The organism is Leifsonia sp. NPDC058292 (genome assembly GCF_042880955.1).
Lineage (GTDB): Bacteria > Actinomycetota > Actinomycetes > Actinomycetales > Microbacteriaceae > Leifsonia.
This window is the reverse complement of record NZ_JBHVYL010000031.1, coordinates 17,098-34,960: the sequence shown is the minus strand read 5'-3', so window position 1 is coordinate 34,960 and position 17,863 is coordinate 17,098. Positions and strand designations below refer to the sequence as shown.

General features: G+C 69.0%; 17 protein-coding genes. 14 read left to right on the top strand and 3 right to left on the bottom strand.

The window, feature by feature from the left end:
* Positions 1-300: 300 nt before the first annotated feature.
* On the top strand, positions 301-687 hold the full coding sequence (locus ACFVWR_RS15220) for a YchJ family protein (protein ID WP_387213744.1): 387 nt from the start codon (positions 301-303) through the stop codon (positions 685-687).
* 24 nt (positions 688-711) lie between these two features.
* Here the strand turns inward: ACFVWR_RS15220 and ACFVWR_RS15215 are convergent, their stop codons facing one another.
* A complete protein-coding gene (locus ACFVWR_RS15215; protein ID WP_387213741.1) occupies positions 712-2,802 on the bottom strand; it encodes a hypothetical protein in 2,091 nt (696 codons plus the stop codon).
* A 208-nt stretch (positions 2,803-3,010) separates the two neighbouring features.
* Between ACFVWR_RS15215 and ACFVWR_RS15210 the strand changes: the two genes are divergently transcribed.
* The 7 genes from ACFVWR_RS15210 to ACFVWR_RS15180 all read left to right on the top strand — a co-directional run bounded on the left by ACFVWR_RS15210 (position 3,011) and on the right by ACFVWR_RS15180 (position 10,182).
* Positions 3,011-3,655: a TetR/AcrR family transcriptional regulator gene (locus ACFVWR_RS15210; protein WP_387213738.1), complete on the top strand. Its 645-nt coding sequence runs from the start codon at positions 3,011-3,013 to the stop codon at positions 3,653-3,655.
* Between the two features lie 7 nt (positions 3,656-3,662).
* Entirely contained in the window at positions 3,663-4,919 is a 1,257-nt protein-coding gene (locus tag ACFVWR_RS15205; protein WP_387213735.1) for an MFS transporter, read from the top strand.
* A complete protein-coding gene (locus tag ACFVWR_RS15200) occupies positions 4,919-6,190 on the top strand; it encodes an amino acid deaminase/aldolase (RefSeq protein WP_387213732.1) in 1,272 nt (423 codons plus the stop codon). The genes ACFVWR_RS15205 and ACFVWR_RS15200 overlap by 1 nt, the downstream gene beginning before the upstream one ends.
* Positions 6,187-7,539 (top strand): D-arabinono-1,4-lactone oxidase, encoded by a 1,353-nt coding sequence (locus ACFVWR_RS15195; protein WP_387213729.1) that lies wholly within the window; start codon positions 6,187-6,189, stop codon positions 7,537-7,539. The genes ACFVWR_RS15200 and ACFVWR_RS15195 overlap by 4 nt, the downstream gene beginning before the upstream one ends.
* A gap of 195 nt (positions 7,540-7,734) precedes the next feature.
* Complete coding sequence (locus tag ACFVWR_RS15190) at positions 7,735-8,451, top strand: hypothetical protein (RefSeq protein WP_387213726.1); 717 nt, start codon at positions 7,735-7,737, stop codon at positions 8,449-8,451.
* A gap of 270 nt (positions 8,452-8,721) precedes the next feature.
* Positions 8,722-9,288, top strand: a complete 567-nt coding sequence (locus ACFVWR_RS15185; RefSeq protein ID WP_387213787.1) for a LemA family protein — start codon at positions 8,722-8,724, stop codon at positions 9,286-9,288.
* Positions 9,289-9,297: 9 nt separating this feature from the next.
* Positions 9,298-10,182, top strand: a complete 885-nt coding sequence (locus tag ACFVWR_RS15180; protein WP_387213723.1) for a M48 family metallopeptidase — start codon at positions 9,298-9,300, stop codon at positions 10,180-10,182.
* Here ACFVWR_RS15180 and ACFVWR_RS15175 read toward each other — a convergent pair.
* Positions 10,179-10,427 carry a hypothetical protein gene (locus ACFVWR_RS15175; protein WP_387213720.1) on the bottom strand — a complete coding sequence of 83 codons (249 nt, stop codon included), beginning with the start codon at positions 10,425-10,427 and terminating at the stop codon, positions 10,179-10,181. The genes ACFVWR_RS15180 and ACFVWR_RS15175 overlap by 4 nt on opposite strands.
* Positions 10,428-10,454: 27 nt before the next feature.
* Positions 10,455-11,675, bottom strand: coding sequence for a winged helix-turn-helix domain-containing protein (locus tag ACFVWR_RS15170; protein ID WP_387213717.1), 1,221 nt, complete (start codon positions 11,673-11,675; stop codon positions 10,455-10,457).
* 190 nt (positions 11,676-11,865) lie between these two features.
* On the opposite strand from ACFVWR_RS15170, the gene ACFVWR_RS15165 reads away from it, so the two are divergent.
* From ACFVWR_RS15165 to ACFVWR_RS15140, 6 genes are all read left to right on the top strand, one after another.
* The gene (locus tag ACFVWR_RS15165; protein ID WP_387213714.1) at positions 11,866-13,008 is read left to right on the top strand and encodes an ABC transporter substrate-binding protein; all 1,143 of its coding nucleotides are present in this window, start codon (positions 11,866-11,868) and stop codon (positions 13,006-13,008) included.
* Positions 12,987-13,970 carry an ABC transporter permease gene (locus tag ACFVWR_RS15160; protein WP_387213711.1) on the top strand — a complete coding sequence of 328 codons (984 nt, stop codon included), beginning with the start codon at positions 12,987-12,989 and terminating at the stop codon, positions 13,968-13,970. Before ACFVWR_RS15165 ends, ACFVWR_RS15160 begins: the two co-directional genes overlap by 22 nt.
* On the top strand, positions 13,967-14,788 hold the full coding sequence (locus ACFVWR_RS15155; protein ID WP_387213708.1) for an ABC transporter permease subunit: 822 nt from the start codon (positions 13,967-13,969) through the stop codon (positions 14,786-14,788). Before ACFVWR_RS15160 ends, ACFVWR_RS15155 begins: the two co-directional genes overlap by 4 nt.
* A 3-nt stretch (positions 14,789-14,791) precedes the next feature.
* Positions 14,792-15,850 (top strand): ABC transporter ATP-binding protein, encoded by a 1,059-nt coding sequence (locus ACFVWR_RS15150; RefSeq protein ID WP_387213705.1) that lies wholly within the window; start codon positions 14,792-14,794, stop codon positions 15,848-15,850.
* 39 nt (positions 15,851-15,889) lie between these two features.
* On the top strand, positions 15,890-16,492 hold the full coding sequence (locus ACFVWR_RS15145; RefSeq protein ID WP_387213702.1) for a hypothetical protein: 603 nt from the start codon (positions 15,890-15,892) through the stop codon (positions 16,490-16,492).
* A 73-nt stretch (positions 16,493-16,565) separates the two neighbouring features.
* Positions 16,566-17,834, top strand: coding sequence for an AI-2E family transporter (locus tag ACFVWR_RS15140; RefSeq protein ID WP_387213699.1), 1,269 nt, complete (start codon positions 16,566-16,568; stop codon positions 17,832-17,834).
* Positions 17,835-17,863 lie beyond the last annotated feature (29 nt).

Sequence of the window (17,863 nt, the reverse complement as noted above, 5' to 3'; positions counted from 1 at the left end):
TGGCCGAAAACCCGAGCACGCCGCCCACGACGACGACGACCCAAATGAACCCGATGAGCAAATCAGCCATGTCTTCAGGCTACACCCCCGGCCCACCCCGACCCATCGGCCGGTGAACCGGCGGGTGCGGTGTGTGAGGATGCTCAGCGCGCGCAAAGGCAGTGCTCAAGAGCGTGGCGCACACTGTGTGCAGGCGCCCGAATCTGGTGTGGTGTCCACGGCCCGGTCGCGAACCGATGATCCCCCCAGACGTTCCGCGGCCGGGCCTTTCTGCGGGCGGCGAACGGGTACGCTCGACGCGTGAGTTCTGCCGCGCATCCCGTTCGCTGTCCGTGCTCGAGCGGGGAGACGTACGACGAGTGCTGCGGCCCGCTCCACCGCGGCGACACGCCTGCGCCCACGGCCGAGCGGCTCATGCGCTCGCGCTTCTCGGCTTTCGCGCTCGGCGACCCCGGGCATCTCCTGCGCAGCTGGCACGGCTCGACGAGGCCGAGCACGCTCGATCTGACCCCGGGGATTCGGTGGTACCGGCTCGACATCCTGGGAACCGACAAGGGCGGCCCGTTCGACCGTGACGGCGTGGTGGCCTTCCGCGCCTACTACAAGGGCGAGGACACCGGCGTGCAGGAGGAGACGTCCCGCTTCGTTCGCGAAGGCGCGAACTGGTTCTATGTCGACGCGGTGTGAGCCGGGCGGTCAGTGCCGCTGCACCTACTGGCGCGCAGGCTCCACGAAGCGCTCCCACATCCACACGCACACGCTCAGCACGGCGAACGCCAGCGTGGCGATGACGAGGATGATCAGGTTCTCGCCGGTCTCGACCAGGGATGCGACGGGCAGCAGCAGCGCGAAGAGCAGTGTGTAGACGACGAGGCTCATCCCGAGCCAGACCAGCCGCGACCACTGGAAGACGGCGCGACCGGCGAGGCCGCCGACCGGGATGAGCGCGATCGCCGCCGTGCCCAGACCGAGCAACGACAGCGAGTTGGCCAACTCGGTGGCGAACGCCGAGACGACGCCCGTCGGTTCGGGAATGATGCCGACCGTCAGCCAAGCGAGCACACCTACGGTCGCAATCCCCGCGAGTTGAACGGCGGCCACCTGCCCGCGGGCGACACGACTCGTGCCTTCGACGAGCGCGATGCCGAGGATGAGGCCGAAGAGCACCGCGGGCTGCAAACCGAACAGTCGCGAGGCGACGGCGGCGGCAGCGACGACGATCAGCATGCCCGGGCGGAAAACGATGCGGGCGTGCGAGTGCGCGAGGTGCGGGGCTGTCCAGCGGGCTAACAAGACCCAGACGGCGTTCACGGCCACCAGCGCGATCGTGATCGCGACGAGCACCCGGAGGTAGGCTGCCGCATCCCCGACCGGGCTGGACAGCGTGACGAGGGCGGAGGCCGCGGCGAGTGCAGCGGCCGTGGACCAGGGGTTCGGCCCTCGGGATTCGTCGGTGCCGGCGGCGCCGACGCTCAGTCGGTCCTCGGATTCGCGCAGCTCCGCGGCGCTGCGGTTGCGTCCGAACAGACTGCCGCGCCGGCGTTCGCCGCGCTCGGCTCGCCCGCGGGCGATGGTGCCGGCGAGCAGTCGCGCGGGAAGAGCGAGCAGCAGCAGCGCGGCCACGGCGAGGATGATCGACCGCAGCCAGCCGGGAAACGCCGCCGCCGTGACGACGGGCGCCGACGCGGTCGTGAACGGGGTGCCGACCCAGTCGGGCACGCCCGGGCCGCCGCGCCCGGCCTGGGGGGCGTTCGGGCTCGGGGCGGGCGTCGTTCCCGGGGGCACGGCCGGCACGGCCGGGGTGGGAGTTGCCTGTGGGGTCTTCGACGGCGACGAGGGGCTGCTCGGGATGGGGGCCGGCGCGGTGAACGTGAAGACGACGGCGTTGCTCGCCGCACTGACGTTGCCCGCCGGATCGGTCTGCAGCGCGGAGACGGTGTACTTTCCGGGCGGCATCGAACCCGTGCAGTTCCAGGCGCCGGCCCGCACGGTGGCGGTGCAGAGCACCGAGCTGCCGGAGTCGTTGCCGGCGTAGACGCCGATGCTCGCCCCGGTCTCTCCGGTTCCGTTGAACGTGAGCGGCTCGCCCGTTCGGACCGAGCCAGACCCGGGGGAGACGATCGTCGGGGCGGCCGGTGCCGTCTTGTCCACGGTGATCCGCACCGGGCTGCTCGACGCCGAGCTCTCGTTGGGGAAGCCTCGGGGGCCACGCTGACTCGCAGCGACCGTGTAGGCGCCGGAGCCCAGCGAACCGAGCACGCATCCCCAAGCCCCAGTCGAGTCGGCGACGAAGGTGCAGGTGGCGCCGTTGTCGGCGCGAACGGTCACCGTGGCGCCGGGATACGCGGTTCCGCGGATACCGCCGCCGGTGACGAGGCCGCCGTCGGGGGCCGTGATCGACGGGGCGGAGAGCACGGCGACGCGACGGGTCGGTGCCGCGGCGCCCGAGTCGAGGGAGACGGCGCGGATGACGACGGACGGCCCGTCGGGAAGGCTGGTGAGCCGGCAGTCCCAGCCACCGTCGGCGCCGACGGTGGCGCGGCAGCTGGAGGAGCCCGACCCGCCGGAGATCTCGAGGTGGTCGCCTTCGGCGCCTCGGCCGGAGACGGTGAGCGGGAGGTGCACGAGCCCGTTCCCGAGGTCGTCGATCGTCGGCGGCTCAGGAGTGGGCGTTCCCGAGGGTGTATCGGAGGGCGCAGAGGGTGCCGGCGCCGCGGGGGTCAGAGTCTCCGCCGACGCCCGGGTCGCGCCGGCCGGCACGAGGGTCAGAGCGAGCGCCACCGCTGCGAGCGCGCAGAGCAAGAACCCGATCGACCCCCTCGACCGGGTTGGTGGCGAAACATCTGACGAAAAGCGGAGCATTCCACCCCATTTCAGGTGGCGGACCCCGGGCGTGTCAAACCACCGGGCCGAATTTGCGGCATACTGACATTTGGGTCAACCGTCCCACTTCTGGCGCGAAGGAGCGCGAGAAGACGTCCGAGCACCTGTCACTTGCAAGCAGGATCAGATGACGCGCATCTCCGCCGCCGAACGTCGCACCGCCCTCGTGCGCGCCGCGCTGCGTGTCGTGGCGAGAGACGGCGTCGCGGCCGCGACGACCCGCGCGATCGTGGCGGAAGCCGGGATGTCGCTGGCCAGCTTCCACTACGCCTTCACCTCGCGCGATGAACTGATGGTCGAACTGATCAACGCGGTCGTCGACGGGGAGCAGAGCGCGTTCACGCCGGCGCTGCTCGCCGCGTCGGAGCCGGCGACCGTGCGCGAGGTCGTTCGCGCGGGCTTGCGCGATTATTTCGACGCGGTGCGCGCAGACCCGGACCGCGAGAAGGCGATGTTCGAGCTGACGCAGTGGGCGCTGCGCGAGCCCGGCTTCGAGCCGCTCGCCCGAAGGCAGTACGAGCGCTACTTCGCCGTCGCCGAATCGGCGGTCATCACGGCGGCGGCCGCCACGGCTTCGGAATGGCTGCGACCGACCGCGGAAGTGGCGCGGATGCTCGTGGTGCTCACCGACGGCATCACCATCGCCTGGCTGGTCACCCGCGACGACGCGGCAGCCGAGGCGACCATCGACTTCGCCGCCGGTGCGGTGGCGCAGCTGGCACGACCAGTACCCATCCGCAGCGACTCTCTCACCACCCGAACCCGAACGTGAGGCCCTGATGACCCAGACCACGACCCCGGCGGTCTTCGCCGAGCCGACCCGCCGTGTCACCTCGCGCTGGATCGCGTTCTTCGCGATCGCCTGGCTCGGCATCTGGATGGCGCAGCTCGCGCCCATCCAGAAGCTGCTGCCCGATCAGGTTCAGGCGCAGCTGAACACCACGTACTGGGTCGACAACGTGGTCGCGTTCGGAGTGATCTCGGGCATCTCCGGCGTGTGCGCGATCGTCGCCTATCCGCTGACCGGCGCGCTCTCCGACCGCACGACGAGCAGGTTCGGCCGTCGCCGCCCGTGGATCGCGATCGGCGCCGTCGTCTTCGCCATCTCGCTCATCCTCCTCGGAGCCCAGACCACCATCGTCGGCATCGGGGTGTTCTGGTCGCTCGCCCTCACCGGCTTCTGCATCCTCACGGCCGCCCTCACCGCGACCATCAGCGACCAGGTTCCGGTGGATCAGCGCGGCTACGTGTCGGGCTGGCTGAGCGCCCCGCAGGCGGTCGGGATCATCCTCGGCGTCTCGCTCGTGACCTACGTGTTCGTCGGCATCTTCGTCGGGTATGCGGCGATGGCCGTTCTGCTGCTCGTGCTCGTCACCCCGTTCCTCTTCCTTCCCGACGCCGTGCTGCCTCGTGAGCTCAAGCAGAAGATGTCGTTCGCGGCGATCGTGGAGAGCCTCTGGATCAGCCCGCGCGAGCATCCCGACTTCGGGTGGACACTGCTGAGCCGCGTCCTGGTGAACTTCGGCAATGCGTTCGGCACCACCCTGCTCCTCTACTTTCTGGAGTTCGGCCTGCACGACGAGAACGCCGACGACGACCTGCTCGTGCTCATCCTCGTGTACATGGTGTTCGTGATCGTCGCGTCGCTGGTGTTCGGGCGCTGGTCCGACCGGGTGGGGCGGCGCAAGGCGTTCGTGTTCGCGTCGTCCGCACTTCAGGGCGTCGCCGCCCTGCTGCTGGCGTTCGTGCCCGAGCTGAGTGCGGCCATGATCGCGGCCGGTCTCCTCGGACTGGGCTACGGATGCTTCCTCTCGGTCGACCAGGCGCTCGCGACCCAGGTGCTGCCCGACCCCGAGAACCGGGGCAAAGACCTCGGCATCATGAACATCGCCACCGCCGTGCCGCAAGCGATGGCGCCGCTGATCGGCGCGGGAGTCGTCGCCCTGCTCGGCGGCTTCATGGGCCTCTTCATCCTGTCCGGTGTCTTCGCGTTCGCGGGTGCTCTCGCGGTCGCACGAGTGAAAGCGGTGCGCTGATGCCCATCGATCTGTCGACCAAGCCCACGGCGGCCGAGCGAACCTGGACGACGCCCGACGTCTTCTGGCCCGCGCTCTCCGCTGCCACCGCGCACCTCGATCCGGCGCTCGCGGTGCTGCACCTGCCCGCCCTCCGCCACAACACGCACGACATGCTGCGCCGGGCGGCCGGCAAGCCCATCCGGGTCGCGTCGAAGTCTGTGCGCGTCCGGGCCGTTCTCGACGCGGTGCTCGCGCTTCCGGGATACCACGGTGTGCTCGCGTACACCCTGCCGGAGGCGCTGTGGCTGGCCTCGGGGTCTGACGGGCATCCGCCGATCGAGGATGTGGTGGTCGGCTATCCGACGGCGCACCGCTCGGCGATCCATCGCCTCGCGACCTCGCCCGAGCTCGCGGCGAGGGTCACCCTCATGGTCGATTCGGTGGCCCAGCTCGATCTCATCGACTCGGTCATCGCCCCCGCCGATCGTGAGACGATCCGGGTCTGCCTCGAACTCGACTCGTCGTGGAAGAGCCCGGTGCTCGGGCACATCGGCGTCTGGCGGTCTCCCGTCTTCACGCCCGCCGCGGCGCGCACCCTCGCCGAGGTCGTCGTCGGCCGTGCCGGTTTCGCTCTGGTCGGAATGATGGGGTACGAAGCCCAGATCGCAGGGCAGGGTGACAAGCCGGAAGGAAAGCCGGCCTGGGGCGCGACGCTCCGCTGGATGCAGAAGAACTCGAAGGCGGAGCTCGCCGACCGGCGAGGGCAGGCGGTGGCGGGCGTGCGCGAGATCGCCGACCTCGAGTTCGTCAACGGTGGGGGCACCGGATCGCTGGAGTTCACGGCATCGGACGAATCTGTGACCGAGATCGCGGCGGGCAGCGGTCTGTTCGGCGGGCACCTGTTCGACAACTACCGGTCGTTCCGGCCGGCTCCGGCCGCATCGTTCGCGCTCTCAGTGGTGCGGCGCCCGGCGCCCGACACGGCCACCCTGCTCGGCGGCGGCTGGATCGCCTCAGGGCCTCCCGGCGCCGACAGGATGCCGCAGGTCGCATGGCCCACCGGCCTCAAGTTGGTCGAGCGGGAGATGGCGGGCGAGGTCCAGACCCCGCTGACCGGCGTCGCGGCGGGAGTGCTGCGCGTGGGCGATCGGGTCTGGCTGCGCCACACCAAGTCGGGGGAGCTGAGCGAGCACGTCGACGCCTTCCAGCTCGTCGACACGGTCGGCGACATCGCCAAGGTGGTCGGCGCGGTGCCCAGCTACCGCGGCGAGGGACAGGTGTTCCTGTGACGGCGACCGGCGCGGTGTGGCGCAACTGGGCCCGGAGCGAGAAGATCCGCCCGGCGCGTGTGGAGCGCCCGGCGACCGCGGATGCCGTTCAGCGCGCCGTGGCGGCGGCGGCCCGCCAAGGGATGCGCGTCAAAGCCATCGGCGCCGGCCACAGCTTCACGGCGATCGCCGCCGCGCCCGGCGTGCAGCTCGACCTGACCGACCTGACCGGCGTGATCGCCGTCGACGAGACGCTCGGCCGCGTGAGGCTCGCAGCCGGAACCCGTCTGCACCAGCTTCCGCGGCTCCTGAAGCCGTACGGGCTGGCGCTCGAGAACATGGGCGACATCGACCGGCAGACGATCGCCGGCGCCACCTCCACCGGCACGCACGGCACGGGCGGAGGCTTCGGCGGGTTGGCGACGCAGATCGTGGCGCTCACGCTCGTCACGGCATCCGGAGCTCTCCTGACGATCAGCGAGACGGAGAACGCGGACCTGCTGCCGGCCGCCCGCCTCGGCCTCGGGGCGCTCGGCGTGATCGTCGACCTCACCATCCAGTGCGTTCCCGCGTATCTGCTGCAGGCCGTCGAACGGCCGGAGCCGCTGTCGGCGGCACTCGAGAGCTATCTCGAACGATCGGCGCGCGAAGACCATTTCGAGTTCTACTGGTTTCCGCACACGGAGACCGCGCTCACCAAGACCAACACGCGACTGCCGTTCGACGAGGCTCGCGCGCCGCTGCCCGCGTTCTCGCGCTGGCTCGACGACGAGCTGCTCGCCAACGGGCTCTACCGGGGCGTCTGCGCCCTCGGAACGGCTGTTCCCGCCGTCGTCCCGCCGTTCAGCAGGCTCGCCCAGAAGCTCACCGGCAACCGCGACTTCACGGATGCGTCACCGAACGTCTTCGTGACGAACCGAACGGTGCGATTCCGAGAGATGGAGTACGCGCTTCCGCGCGCGGCCGTGCCCGCTGCGCTCGCCGAGGTCAAAGCGCTGATCGAGAAGCGCGACTGGCGCATCTCCTTCCCCGTCGAGGTGCGTTCGGCCGCGGCCGACGACAACTGGCTCTCCACTGCCTACGGACGCGAGAGCGGGTACATCGCCGTGCATCGCTACTACCGGGAGAACCCGCATCCGTATTTCCGGGCGGTGGAAGAGATCATGACGGCGCACGACGGTCGTCCGCACTGGGGCAAGATGCACTACCGCGACGCGGAGTCGCTGCGCGCCGCCTACCCCCGATTCGACGACTTCGTCGCGGTGCGCGACAGGCTCGACCCGGAGGGCCGGTTCGCCAACGAGTATCTGGCCCGCGTTCTCGGTGGGTCGCCGAGTCGCCGGGGCGCGGATTCGGCTCTCGCCGGCTGAACGAGTCCGTTTCTTCGGGGGATCAGACCCGCGAATTCGGGGGATCCAACACGCGATTTGCGGCCATCGATGGTGCCCGTGTGACAAATGTGACCAACGAGATTCTTGACAGGTTCTCATTTCACTGAAACACTCCGTGCTAGCTGTGAATCACCTGAGAGTTATTGAGCATAATTCATCTTCCGGGAGAGTCCGATGTCCGACCGCATCACCCGTTCCACCGCCAGTCTCCTGACCGGCCGCCGGCGCCGCCTCGCCGGCCTCGCCGCAGCGCTCCTCGTCGCCGTCGGCGTCGTCGCATCCACCAGCGGCGCCATCTCGATCTCCGTGGTCGAGGCGCGGGATGCCGCACGGAGCGCCGCCATCAGTCGTCTGACCGTGGCGCACGTCGAGTCCGCCGCGAGCCTGCGGGTTGCAGCGGCCGAGTCGCGCCGTCAGACCGCCTCGGCGGCGGCGACCGCAGAGCTCGTCCGGGCGCGCGCCGTTCTCGCGTCGAGCGCAGGCAGGGCCGCGGAGAGCGGTCGCGCGGCGCTGTCGGCCTCGATCGCCGGGGTGGCCGCGAACGTCTCCGCCGCCAGCGCGTTCCGGGTGACCGCCGGGGTCGTGGGACTGAAGGAAGCCGAGAAGGCCGTCACCGACTCCGTCGCCGCGTGGGAGGCCGCCGAACAGCAGCGTCTCGCCGCAGAAGCGGCTGCGGCCGCCGCGGCCCGCGCCGCTGCCGAATACCAGACCGCCCACGCCGCCGCCCGCTCGACGGTGGCCACGCACTCCGCGTCGCCCGCGGCATCCGCCGCCCCGGCGCCGCACTACGCCCCGGGGGTGTCGTCGACTCCTCCGGACAACTCGGGGTGCGGTCCCTGCCCCGGCGCAACGCTCGTGCTCACCCCATCGGGATATTGGGGTTGTCCGTAGCCGAGCTCTGACGGCATCCGTCCGACCACGGATGCCGCCGGCGGAACGAACGCGGCGTCGACCGCTCCCGGTGTCGGGCACTCGGGGCGTCGGCGCCGCGTCGTTCGTCCCTGCCGCGCGGCGCCGGCTGGACGCTGCCTTCGAGCGGTCTGTCCGGGGCTACAGCGCTAGCTTTGAAGGTCATGGGAACGGGGAGAGAGCCGAGGTGCTCGCGGTTAGGATGAAGACCGCACGACAGTCGGCGTGCCCGTCACCAAGGAGTACCAGAACATGGAATGGCTCATCCCGGTCATCATCGTTGTCGTCATCGTTGCGATCATCGGGATTTACCTGTGGGCCACCTACAACTCTCTCGTCACGCTCAACGTGCGTGTCGACGAGGCGTGGAGCGACATCACGGTGCAGCTCAAGCGGCGTGCCGACCTCATCCCCAATCTGATCGAGACGGTCAAGGGATACGCCGCCCACGAGAAGGGCGTGTTCGAGTCGGTCACGCAGGCGAGGGCGGAGACGCTGTCGGCGCAAGGCCCGGCCGAGGCCTCCGTGGCCGAGAACCACATGCAATCGGCGCTGAAGAGCATCTTCGCGGTCGCCGAGGCGTATCCGCAGCTGCAGGCCAGCCAGAACTTCCTGCGGTTGCAGGCCGACCTGGTCGACACCGAAGACAAGATCCAGGCCTCGCGCCGGTTCTACAACGGCGGTGTGCGTGAGCTGAACACCAAGATCAAGGTGTTCCCGAACAACATCTTCGCGAAGCGTCTCGGATTCTCCGAGCGTGGCTTCTTCGAGGTCACCGACCTCGCGGCGATCGCCGAACCGCCGCGCGTCCAGTTCTAACGGTCGGCGATGTACAGGGCTATTGCCAGGAACAAGCGCAATACGGTCTTCACGATCCTGCTGTTCCTGCTGATCATCGGCGGCCTCGGCTGGCTCGCCAGTTTCATCTATCACAGCTACACGATCCTGGTCGTCGTGCTCATCGGTGCGGTGCTCTACACGGTCTTCCAGTACTACGTGGGCAGTAGCGAGGCCCTGAGCATGTCGGGGGCGGTGCCCATTCAGAAGAGCGACAACCCGCGGCTGTGGAACGTGGTCGAGAATCTGTCGATCACCACCGGAACGCCGATGCCGGCGGTCTACATCGTCAACGACCCGGCGCCGAACGCATTCGCGACGGGCCGCGATCCGCAGCACGCCTCTGTCGCGGCGACCACGGGGTTGCTCGACATCATGACCGACGCCGAGCTCGAGGGCGTCATGGCGCACGAGCTCGGTCACGTTCGCAACTACGACATCCGGCTCGGGATGATCGTGTTCGGCCTCACCGTCGCCGTCGGTTTCATCGCCGACATCTTCTTGCGCATGGCCTTCTTCGGCGGCGGTCGCAACAACAACAACGGCGGCGGAAACCCGATCGTGCTGGTGTTCGGTCTCATCGCCGCCATCGTCGCGCCACTCGTGGCGACCCTGGTGCAGCTGGCGGTCTCACGTCAGCGCGAGTACCTCGCCGACGCCACCGGCGCGATGACCACGCGGCACCCGGATGCGCTCGCGAGCGCGCTGCTCAAGCTCGAGGCCTACGGGCGCCCGATGAAGAAGCAGAACTCGTCGATGGCGCACCTCTGGATCTCCAACCCGCTGAAGCCCAGCGTGATGAGCCGGCTGTTCAGCACCCACCCGCCGATCCCGGAGCGCGTCGAGCGCCTCGAGAAGATGGGCGGAACCTTCTAGGCGTCGAGTTCGCCCGTGCCCACATACCGGTAGGGAACGCGGTAGCCGTCGGCGCCCTCGGTGCCTTCGAGGTCGGGCCGCCAGACGCTCTCGACGGTCTGGCCGCCGACGGTCGTGACGTCGCGCAACGGGTCGGCCGGCTGCCCGTCGACCAGGCTCTGCACGACCTCGGCGTACACGCTGCCGTCGGGGTTCACGAGCACCGCCAGGTAGTGGTTGTCGGGGATCTGCGTCTCGTCTGTCATGCCAGGGATGCTACTCCCGACCGGCCCCTAAGCGGCGAGGGCGACGGCTTGCGCCAAGGCCGGCGCCAGGTCTCCTCGGTGCGGGTCGGTCACGGCGACGCCGTCGAGGCCCTGCCAGGCGGCCGTCTCCAGGAGCAGCGGCACGAGCCGTTCGACGGTGTCGGCGGGCGCGCCGGGCTCGCTCCAAGCGGACTGCACCCGCAGGATGCCCGCCTGGCGGTCGCTCTTCAGATCGATGCGCCCCACGACGCGGTCGTCGATCAGCAGGGGGAGCGTGTAGTACCCGAAGATGCGCTTCTCCGCCGGCGTGTAGATCTCGATGCGGTAGTGGAAGTCGAACATTCTCAGCCCGCGGTCGCGATACCAGACCACCGGGTCGAAGGGGGAGAGCAACGCGGTGGCGTCGATGCTGCGGGGCAGGCGCGCGTCTTTGTGCAGCCAGGCCTTCAGCGGCTTGCCGTTGCCCTGCTGCCAACCGGCGACGGTCACCGGCAGGAGCTCGCCGGCGTCTTCGAGATCTTGGATGGCGGCGAGGGCGGGAGCCCGCTGGATGCGGAAGTAGTCGCCGAGGTCGCCCGCCGTGCCGATACCGTGCGCGACGGCCGACCTGCGGATCAGCTCGCGCACCGCATCCGGCGTCTCGATGCGCGTGTCGAGCACCGCAGCGGGCAGCACGTCGGCGGCGAGAGCGTACCGCCGCTGGAAGCGTGTGCGCCCGGCGATGGCGAGCTCGCCGAAGATGAACATGAGCTCGAGGGCCCGTTTCACATCCGACCAGCCCCACCAGGGGCCCGTTCGCTTGTTGGCGTCGTGCTCGATCTCGCCCGCGGTGAGGGGGCCGTTCGCTGCGAGCTCGGTGCGCAGCCAGTCGACCGTCGAGAGGTTGTCGGGAAACCACGAGCCGGGCCGGGTGTACCGGATGCGCTGGGCATCCATGCGCCACCGGAACAGGGGCCAGTCCTCGCGCCGCATGAACGCCGCTTCGTGCGCCCAGTACTCGGTGTGCGGGGCGTTCGCTCTGAACGTGAGGTTGTCGAGCAGGGTTTTGTCGTAGGGGCCGAGCCGCGCGAAGGCGGGAAGGTAGTGGCTGCGCTCGAACACGTTGACCGAGTCGATCTGCAGCAGGTTGATGCGGTCGATGAGACCGTTCAGCTGACGCGTGCCGACCGTGGCGGCACGAGGGCGCCCGAAGCCCTGGGCGGCGAGGGCGATGCGTCGCGCGAGCGCGGGGGAGACCTTTTCAACCACGACCCCGACACTAGCGCCCGCCACAGACAGCGCGGAGGCCACTGCGGTTCTGCCGTCGTTCACCCGACGTCCACCCCTCGCACCCGAACGCGTTGCCGGCGCTGCTTACCGTGTGCAACGGCCCGCACGGAATCCGAGGTCTTCCCACTCGTCGGGAGGCGTCCTGCCGGGCATCCATACGGAGGATCCTTTGATCAAGAAGCGCGCACGCGTCGCCGGTCTGGCCGCAGCGGCCACCGTCGTCGCCCTCTCGCTCGCCGCCTGTTCGGGCGGCGCTGCGGCAGACACGACCGACGGCTCGTCGGTCGATGCGGCCACGGCCACCAGTGTGAAAGACTTCGGCACCATCGACGACCTGGCCGCCGCCGCGAAGAAGGAGGGCAGCCTCAACATCATCGCGACGCCCGGCGACTGGGCGAACTACCAGCAGATCTTCGACGGCTTCACCAAGAAGTACGGCATCACGATCAACCCGAGCCAGGACAGCGCCTCCAGCCAGGAGGAGATCGACGCCGCCAAGAAGCTCAAGGGCCAGGACACGGCACCCGACACGTTCGACATCGGCAGCTCGGTCGCGCTCGCCAACACCCAGTACTTCGCGGCGTACAAGCCGACCGGGTGGGAGGACATCCCCGCCAACCAGAAGGAGAGCAGCGGGCTCTGGAAGGTCGGATATTACGGGGTCATGGCCGTCGGATACGACGCGAACAAGATCAAGTCGCCGCCCAAGTCGTTCGCCGATCTGCTGAAGCCGGAGTTCAAGGGAGCGGTAGCCCTCAACGGCAACCCGACCCAGGCCGCGGCTGCGGCCGGTGCGGTCGCTTACGCCGACCTGCAGGCGGGCGGCACTCTGGATGACCTGACCCCCGGCATCGACTGGTTCTCGAAGCTGAAAGCGGCGGGCAACTGGAACGCGGCCGACGGCAAGCCGAACACGATCGCGTCGGGGGAGACCCCGGTGCTGCTCGACTGGTCGTTCAACCAGAAGGGCTACACGACGAGCGACACCATCAAGGGAGGCGGTGTGGGCTGGAAGTACGTCGTACTGCCCGGCACCTCGTACGTCGGCTACTACAACCAGGCGATCAGCAAAGACGCGCCGCACCCGGCCGCTGCCCGGTTGTGGGAGGAGTACCTCTACAGCGACGACGCGCAGAACGCGTGGCTGAAGGGCGGCGCGTACCCGGCTCGGGTCGACGCGATGGAGAAGGCCGGAACACTCGACGAGAAGGAGTTCCCGGGCAAGCTCGATAAGACCGCCGTCATGACGGACAAGCAGGCGACCGACGCCGGAATCCTGCTGAACGCCAAGTGGGCGAACGCGGTCGGCTAGTCGTGACCCATTCCATTGCTGACGCTCCGGCGCCGGTGATCGACAGCGGTGCCGCCGGGGACGTCTCCCGGCGGCACTCGCCGTCGGGCCGGGCGATCACCTCGCGCGGCCGCTGGCGTGCCGTGCCGGCGCTCCTCGGCCTCACGCCGTTCGCGTTCTACGTGATCGTCTTCCTCGCGGTTCCCACGGCGATCGCTGTGGGCAGCGGGTTCCTGGATGCGAACGGCCGCTTCACCTGGAGCAACCTCGGCGGTCTCGCCGAACCGGCGATCGCCGGCTCTTTCCTCGGCGCCTTCTTCCTCTCCGCCGTCACGGCGGTGGTCGGCGCGGTGGGCGGCGCCGCGCTCTGCTTCGCGATGCTCCGCTCGCGGGCGGGCGGCGTGACCCGCTCGCTCGTCGACTCGGCGAGCAGCGTGCTCGCCCAGTTCGGCGGCGTGATGCTCGCTTTCGCGTTCATCGCCACGATCGGAGCCCAGGGATTGGTGACCGTGCTGCTGCGCAACCAGTTCCACATCGACATCTACGAGAACGGGGTCTGGCTCTACACCGTGCCGGGTCTCATCCTGCCGTACCTCTACTTTCAGATCCCGCTGATGGTCATCACCTTCATGCCGGCGCTGGAGGGACTGAAACCGCAGTGGCTCGAAGCGAACGCCACCCTCGGCGGAAGCCGGGCGACGTACTGGTGGCGGGTGGGCATCCCCGTACTGATGCCGTCATTCCTCGGCAGTCTGCTGCTGCTCTTCGCCAACGCGTTCTCGTCGTATGCCACGGCTGCAGCGTTGGTGGGGCAGGCGAACAACATCGTCTCGCTGCAGATCCGGCAGGCTCTGATCAGCGAGACCGTGCTCGGCCGGGCCAACCTGGCCGGCGCGATGTCGCTCGGGATGCTCGTGGTGATGATCGTCGTCATGCTCGGCTACTCGGCGCTCGTCGCGCGCACGGCCCGGTGGCAGCGGTGAGCCGCGCGAGCGGTCAGACGCTGCGGTTCGGTCCCGGACCTGTCGCGCGCGCGGTCATCTGGACGGTCTTCGGGCTGTTCTTCCTCATCCCGCTGTTCTCGATGCTCGAGTTCACCCTGCGCACCGCGAAGCCGGGCGTCTACGACTTCGACCGCTGGGCGCTCGTCTTCAGCGGAACCACGACACGCTACGACCGCGTGTACCAGGGCCTCGGCAACTCGCTCGTGCTGGCGGTCGTCACCGTGCTCATCATGCTGCTCGTGCTCTTGCCGACGATGATCCTCGTCGAGCTGCGCTTCCGCCGGTTGCGCCGTCTGCTCGAGGTTGTCTGCCTGCTGCCGATCATGATCCCCGCCATCGTGATGGTCGTCGGTCTCGCACCGACCTATTCGGTGGTCACGCAGCTCTTCGGATCGGGCGCCTGGACTCTCGCGTTCGCGTACGGCTTCACCGTGCTGCCGTACGCGTACCGGGCGATCCAGAGCAACATCGCGGCGATCGACGTCGTGACGCTCGGCGAGGCGGGCCGGTCGCTCGGCGCGGGGTGGACGAGTGTGCTGCTGCGCATCCTGGTGCCCAACCTCGGGCGGGGGATCCTGGCGGCGAGCGTGCTCTCGGTGGCCGTCGTGCTCGGCGAGTTCACGATCGCATCACTGCTCAGCCGGGTCAACCTGCAGACCTCGCTGCTGCTCGTCTCCCAGTCCGATCCGTTCGTCGCGGTCATCTTCGCGCTCCTCGCGCTGCTGTTCGCGTTCTTCCTCCTCTTCGCCGTCGACCGCATCGTGGCGGTCGGCCGGCGGCGCCGCACGAAAGGCTGACCCATGTCTGCACTCGAATCCCCGCGATTCGGATCCACCGTCGAGCTCCGGGAGGTCGTTCGCGACTTCGGCGGGGGAGCCGGGCTCGCCGGCCTCGACCTCGCCGCCCGTCCCGGTGAGCTGATCGCGCTGCTCGGCCCGAGCGGGTGCGGCAAGACGACCGCGCTGCGCGCGCTCGCGGGCCTCGAGCGGCTCGACTCCGGGCGCATCCTCATCGACGGCGCCGATGTCACCGGCGAGCCGACGAACCGCCGCGACCTCGGGATGGTCTTCCAGTCGTACTCGCTGTTCCCTCACCTCACCGTCGGCCAGAACGTCGAGTTCGGGTTGCGGATGCGCAAGACGCCTCCCGCCGAGCGGCGCCGCCGTGCCACCGAGGCTCTCGAACTCGTCGGGCTCGGCCACCATGCCGGTCGATACTCCCACCAGCTGAGTGGAGGACAGCAGCAGCGCGTCGCTCTGGCCCGAGCGCTGGTCACCCGGCCTCGCGTGCTGCTCCTCGACGAGCCGCTGTCGGCGCTCGACGCGAAGGTGCGCGTGCAGCTGAGGGAGGAGATCCGCCGCATCCAGATCGAGCTCGGCATCACGACGTTCTTCGTCACCCACGATCAGGAGGAGGCGCTCGCGGTGGCCGATCGGGTCGCCGTGATGCGCTCCGGCGACATCGAGCAGATCGGAACGCCCGAGGAGCTGTACCGCCGCCCGGTTTCGCCGTTCGTGGCCGAGTTCGTTGGTCTCACGAACAAGGTGCGCGGCGACGTCACCGGCGGCGTGCTGTCGGTGTTCGGGCAGCGGGTGCCGCTCGCCAGCGAGAACCTGCCGGATGGTGCCGTGCAGGTCTACCTGCGGCCTGAGGATGTGCTGCTCGGCACGGCGGGCATCCCGGCGACAGTCGTGTCCACGAGCTTTCTCGGCGCTCTTCGCCGCACCCGGCTCCGGCTGCACGACGGCACGGAGCTGTCCGCTCAGCACGCGGCGAGGGAGACCCCGGAGCCGGGAGCATCGACGTATCTGACGTTGACCGCGACACCCGTCACCGCGACGCCCCTCGCCACTGCGTGACCACCCGGGGGTATTGCCCCCAAGAGTAGAATAATCCTCATGTCAGGTGAAGCCTCGGGGGAGGCCGCCGAGAAAACGTCGACGATCGACCTCTCCACATTCGAAAAGACACTGTCCATCAAGGACCTCGCCACAGAGCTGCGCGTGAGCGACGTCATCCACTTCCCGTGGTGGTTGCTGCCCATCGACACGATCAGTCCCACGCACACCGTGGGCAAAGGGCGCACGAACCTCACCCTCATCGCCTCCGACATCATGCAGACCGACACGACGGGCACTCCCTACGCGTCGTTCACCAACCGGGAGACGCTGTCGGGTGGTCCCGGAGTCTCGGTGCACTTCCAGCCGAGCGCATACGGCATCACGAACGTCGGCAGCTACGTGATCTCGTTCGCGATCTCCACCAGCGGTCCGGTCACCCTCGACGTCGGCGCGTTCTCCCTTGTCGGGTCTCCGACCGGCACGGGTCTCAAGACGGTCAACGGCAACGTCTCGGTGACCGTCGCGCTGCACGACCTGCCGCCGAACCAGGTCACGTACGCCTCCGTGCAGCAGAAGAGCGGAGCCGCCTGGTCGTGGTTCTCGACATCGATCGAGAACCCGCCGCTGGTGGTGGCCGAGCCCATCCATCCACAGCCCTGATCAGACCTGAGCATTCTCCACACGCTCGGTCAACCCACTGTCTCAGCGGGGGCGCGCCCGTAAACTGACGACCATGTCAGACACGGATGCGACCCCACCGGGCTCCACCCCGCCCGTCACCTCGGTCGCGGCGAGTGAGAACCGCGCGCCTGCCCGCAGCTGGTTCCTGAACCGCCGCAAGCGCGACCTCGACGAGCCCGTGGAGTCGGCCGACGAGTCGCTGCCCCGCGGCATGCGCATCGCCGGGGCGTGGTCGTGGCGTCTGCTGGTGATCGGCGCCGTGATCGCCGTCTTCATCTTTTTGGTCATCCAGCTACGGCTGATCATCATCCCGCTGCTGATCGCCGTGCTGATCGGCGCACTGCTCGTTCCCTTGGTCGACTGGCTGCACCGCCATCGTTGGCCGCGATGGCTGGCGATCGTCGCCGCCATGCTCGGCCTCATCATCGTCGTGAGCGGCCTGCTCTATCTCGCCATCTGGCAGGTCACGCGGCAGAGCGGCGAATTGCGGGACCGGTCCGTTGCGTCGTTCACCGACTTCCGTGCGTGGCTGACCACCGGCCCGCTCGGACTCTCCGAAGCCCAGATCACCGACGGGCTCGCCTCCATCTGGAAGTCGGTGCAAGAAGACGGCCAGGTCTTCCTCTCCGGCGCCCTCTCGTTCGGTTCGACCCTGGGCCACCTGCTGACGGGCGTACTGCTCACGATCTTCAGCCTGCTGTTCATCCTGATCGACGGTCGTTCGATCTGGAACTGGGTCGTGCGCATCTTTCCGAAGCGCGCACGGCCGGCCATCGACGGCGCCGGACAGGCAGGCTGGAACACCTTGCGCAACTTCGTGAAGGTGCAGATCCTCGTGGCGTTCATCGACGCGGTCGGCATCAGCATCGTCGCGTTCTTCCTCGGGCTGCCGCTCGTCATTCCGATCGGCGTGCTCGTCTTCCTGGGCTCCTTCATACCGGTGGTGGGCGCCGTGGTGACGGGCGTGCTGGCCGTGCTCGTGGCCCTGCTCTTCAACGGCTGGGTCGCGGCGCTCATCATGCTCGCGGGCGTGCTGGCCGTTCAGCAGATCGAGGGCCACGTGCTGCAGCCGCTCATCATGGGTACCGCGGTGAAGGTGCATCCTCTCGCCGTCGTGCTCTCGGTCGCGGCCGGCTCGCTGCTCGCCGGCATCCCCGGCGCCTTGTTCGCGGTGCCGTTCGCGGCGGTGCTCAACGTCATGGTGCACTACATCTCGAGCGGTGCCTGGCGTGCGCGGGGCCCCGGCGGGTACGTGGGCCCGGCGACGGTGCTCTGGCAGACCGTTCCCCGCGACGTGCGCCGCCCGCGTCCCCAGGCGTGAGCCCGCTCCCGTCAGCCACGAGGTGCTCA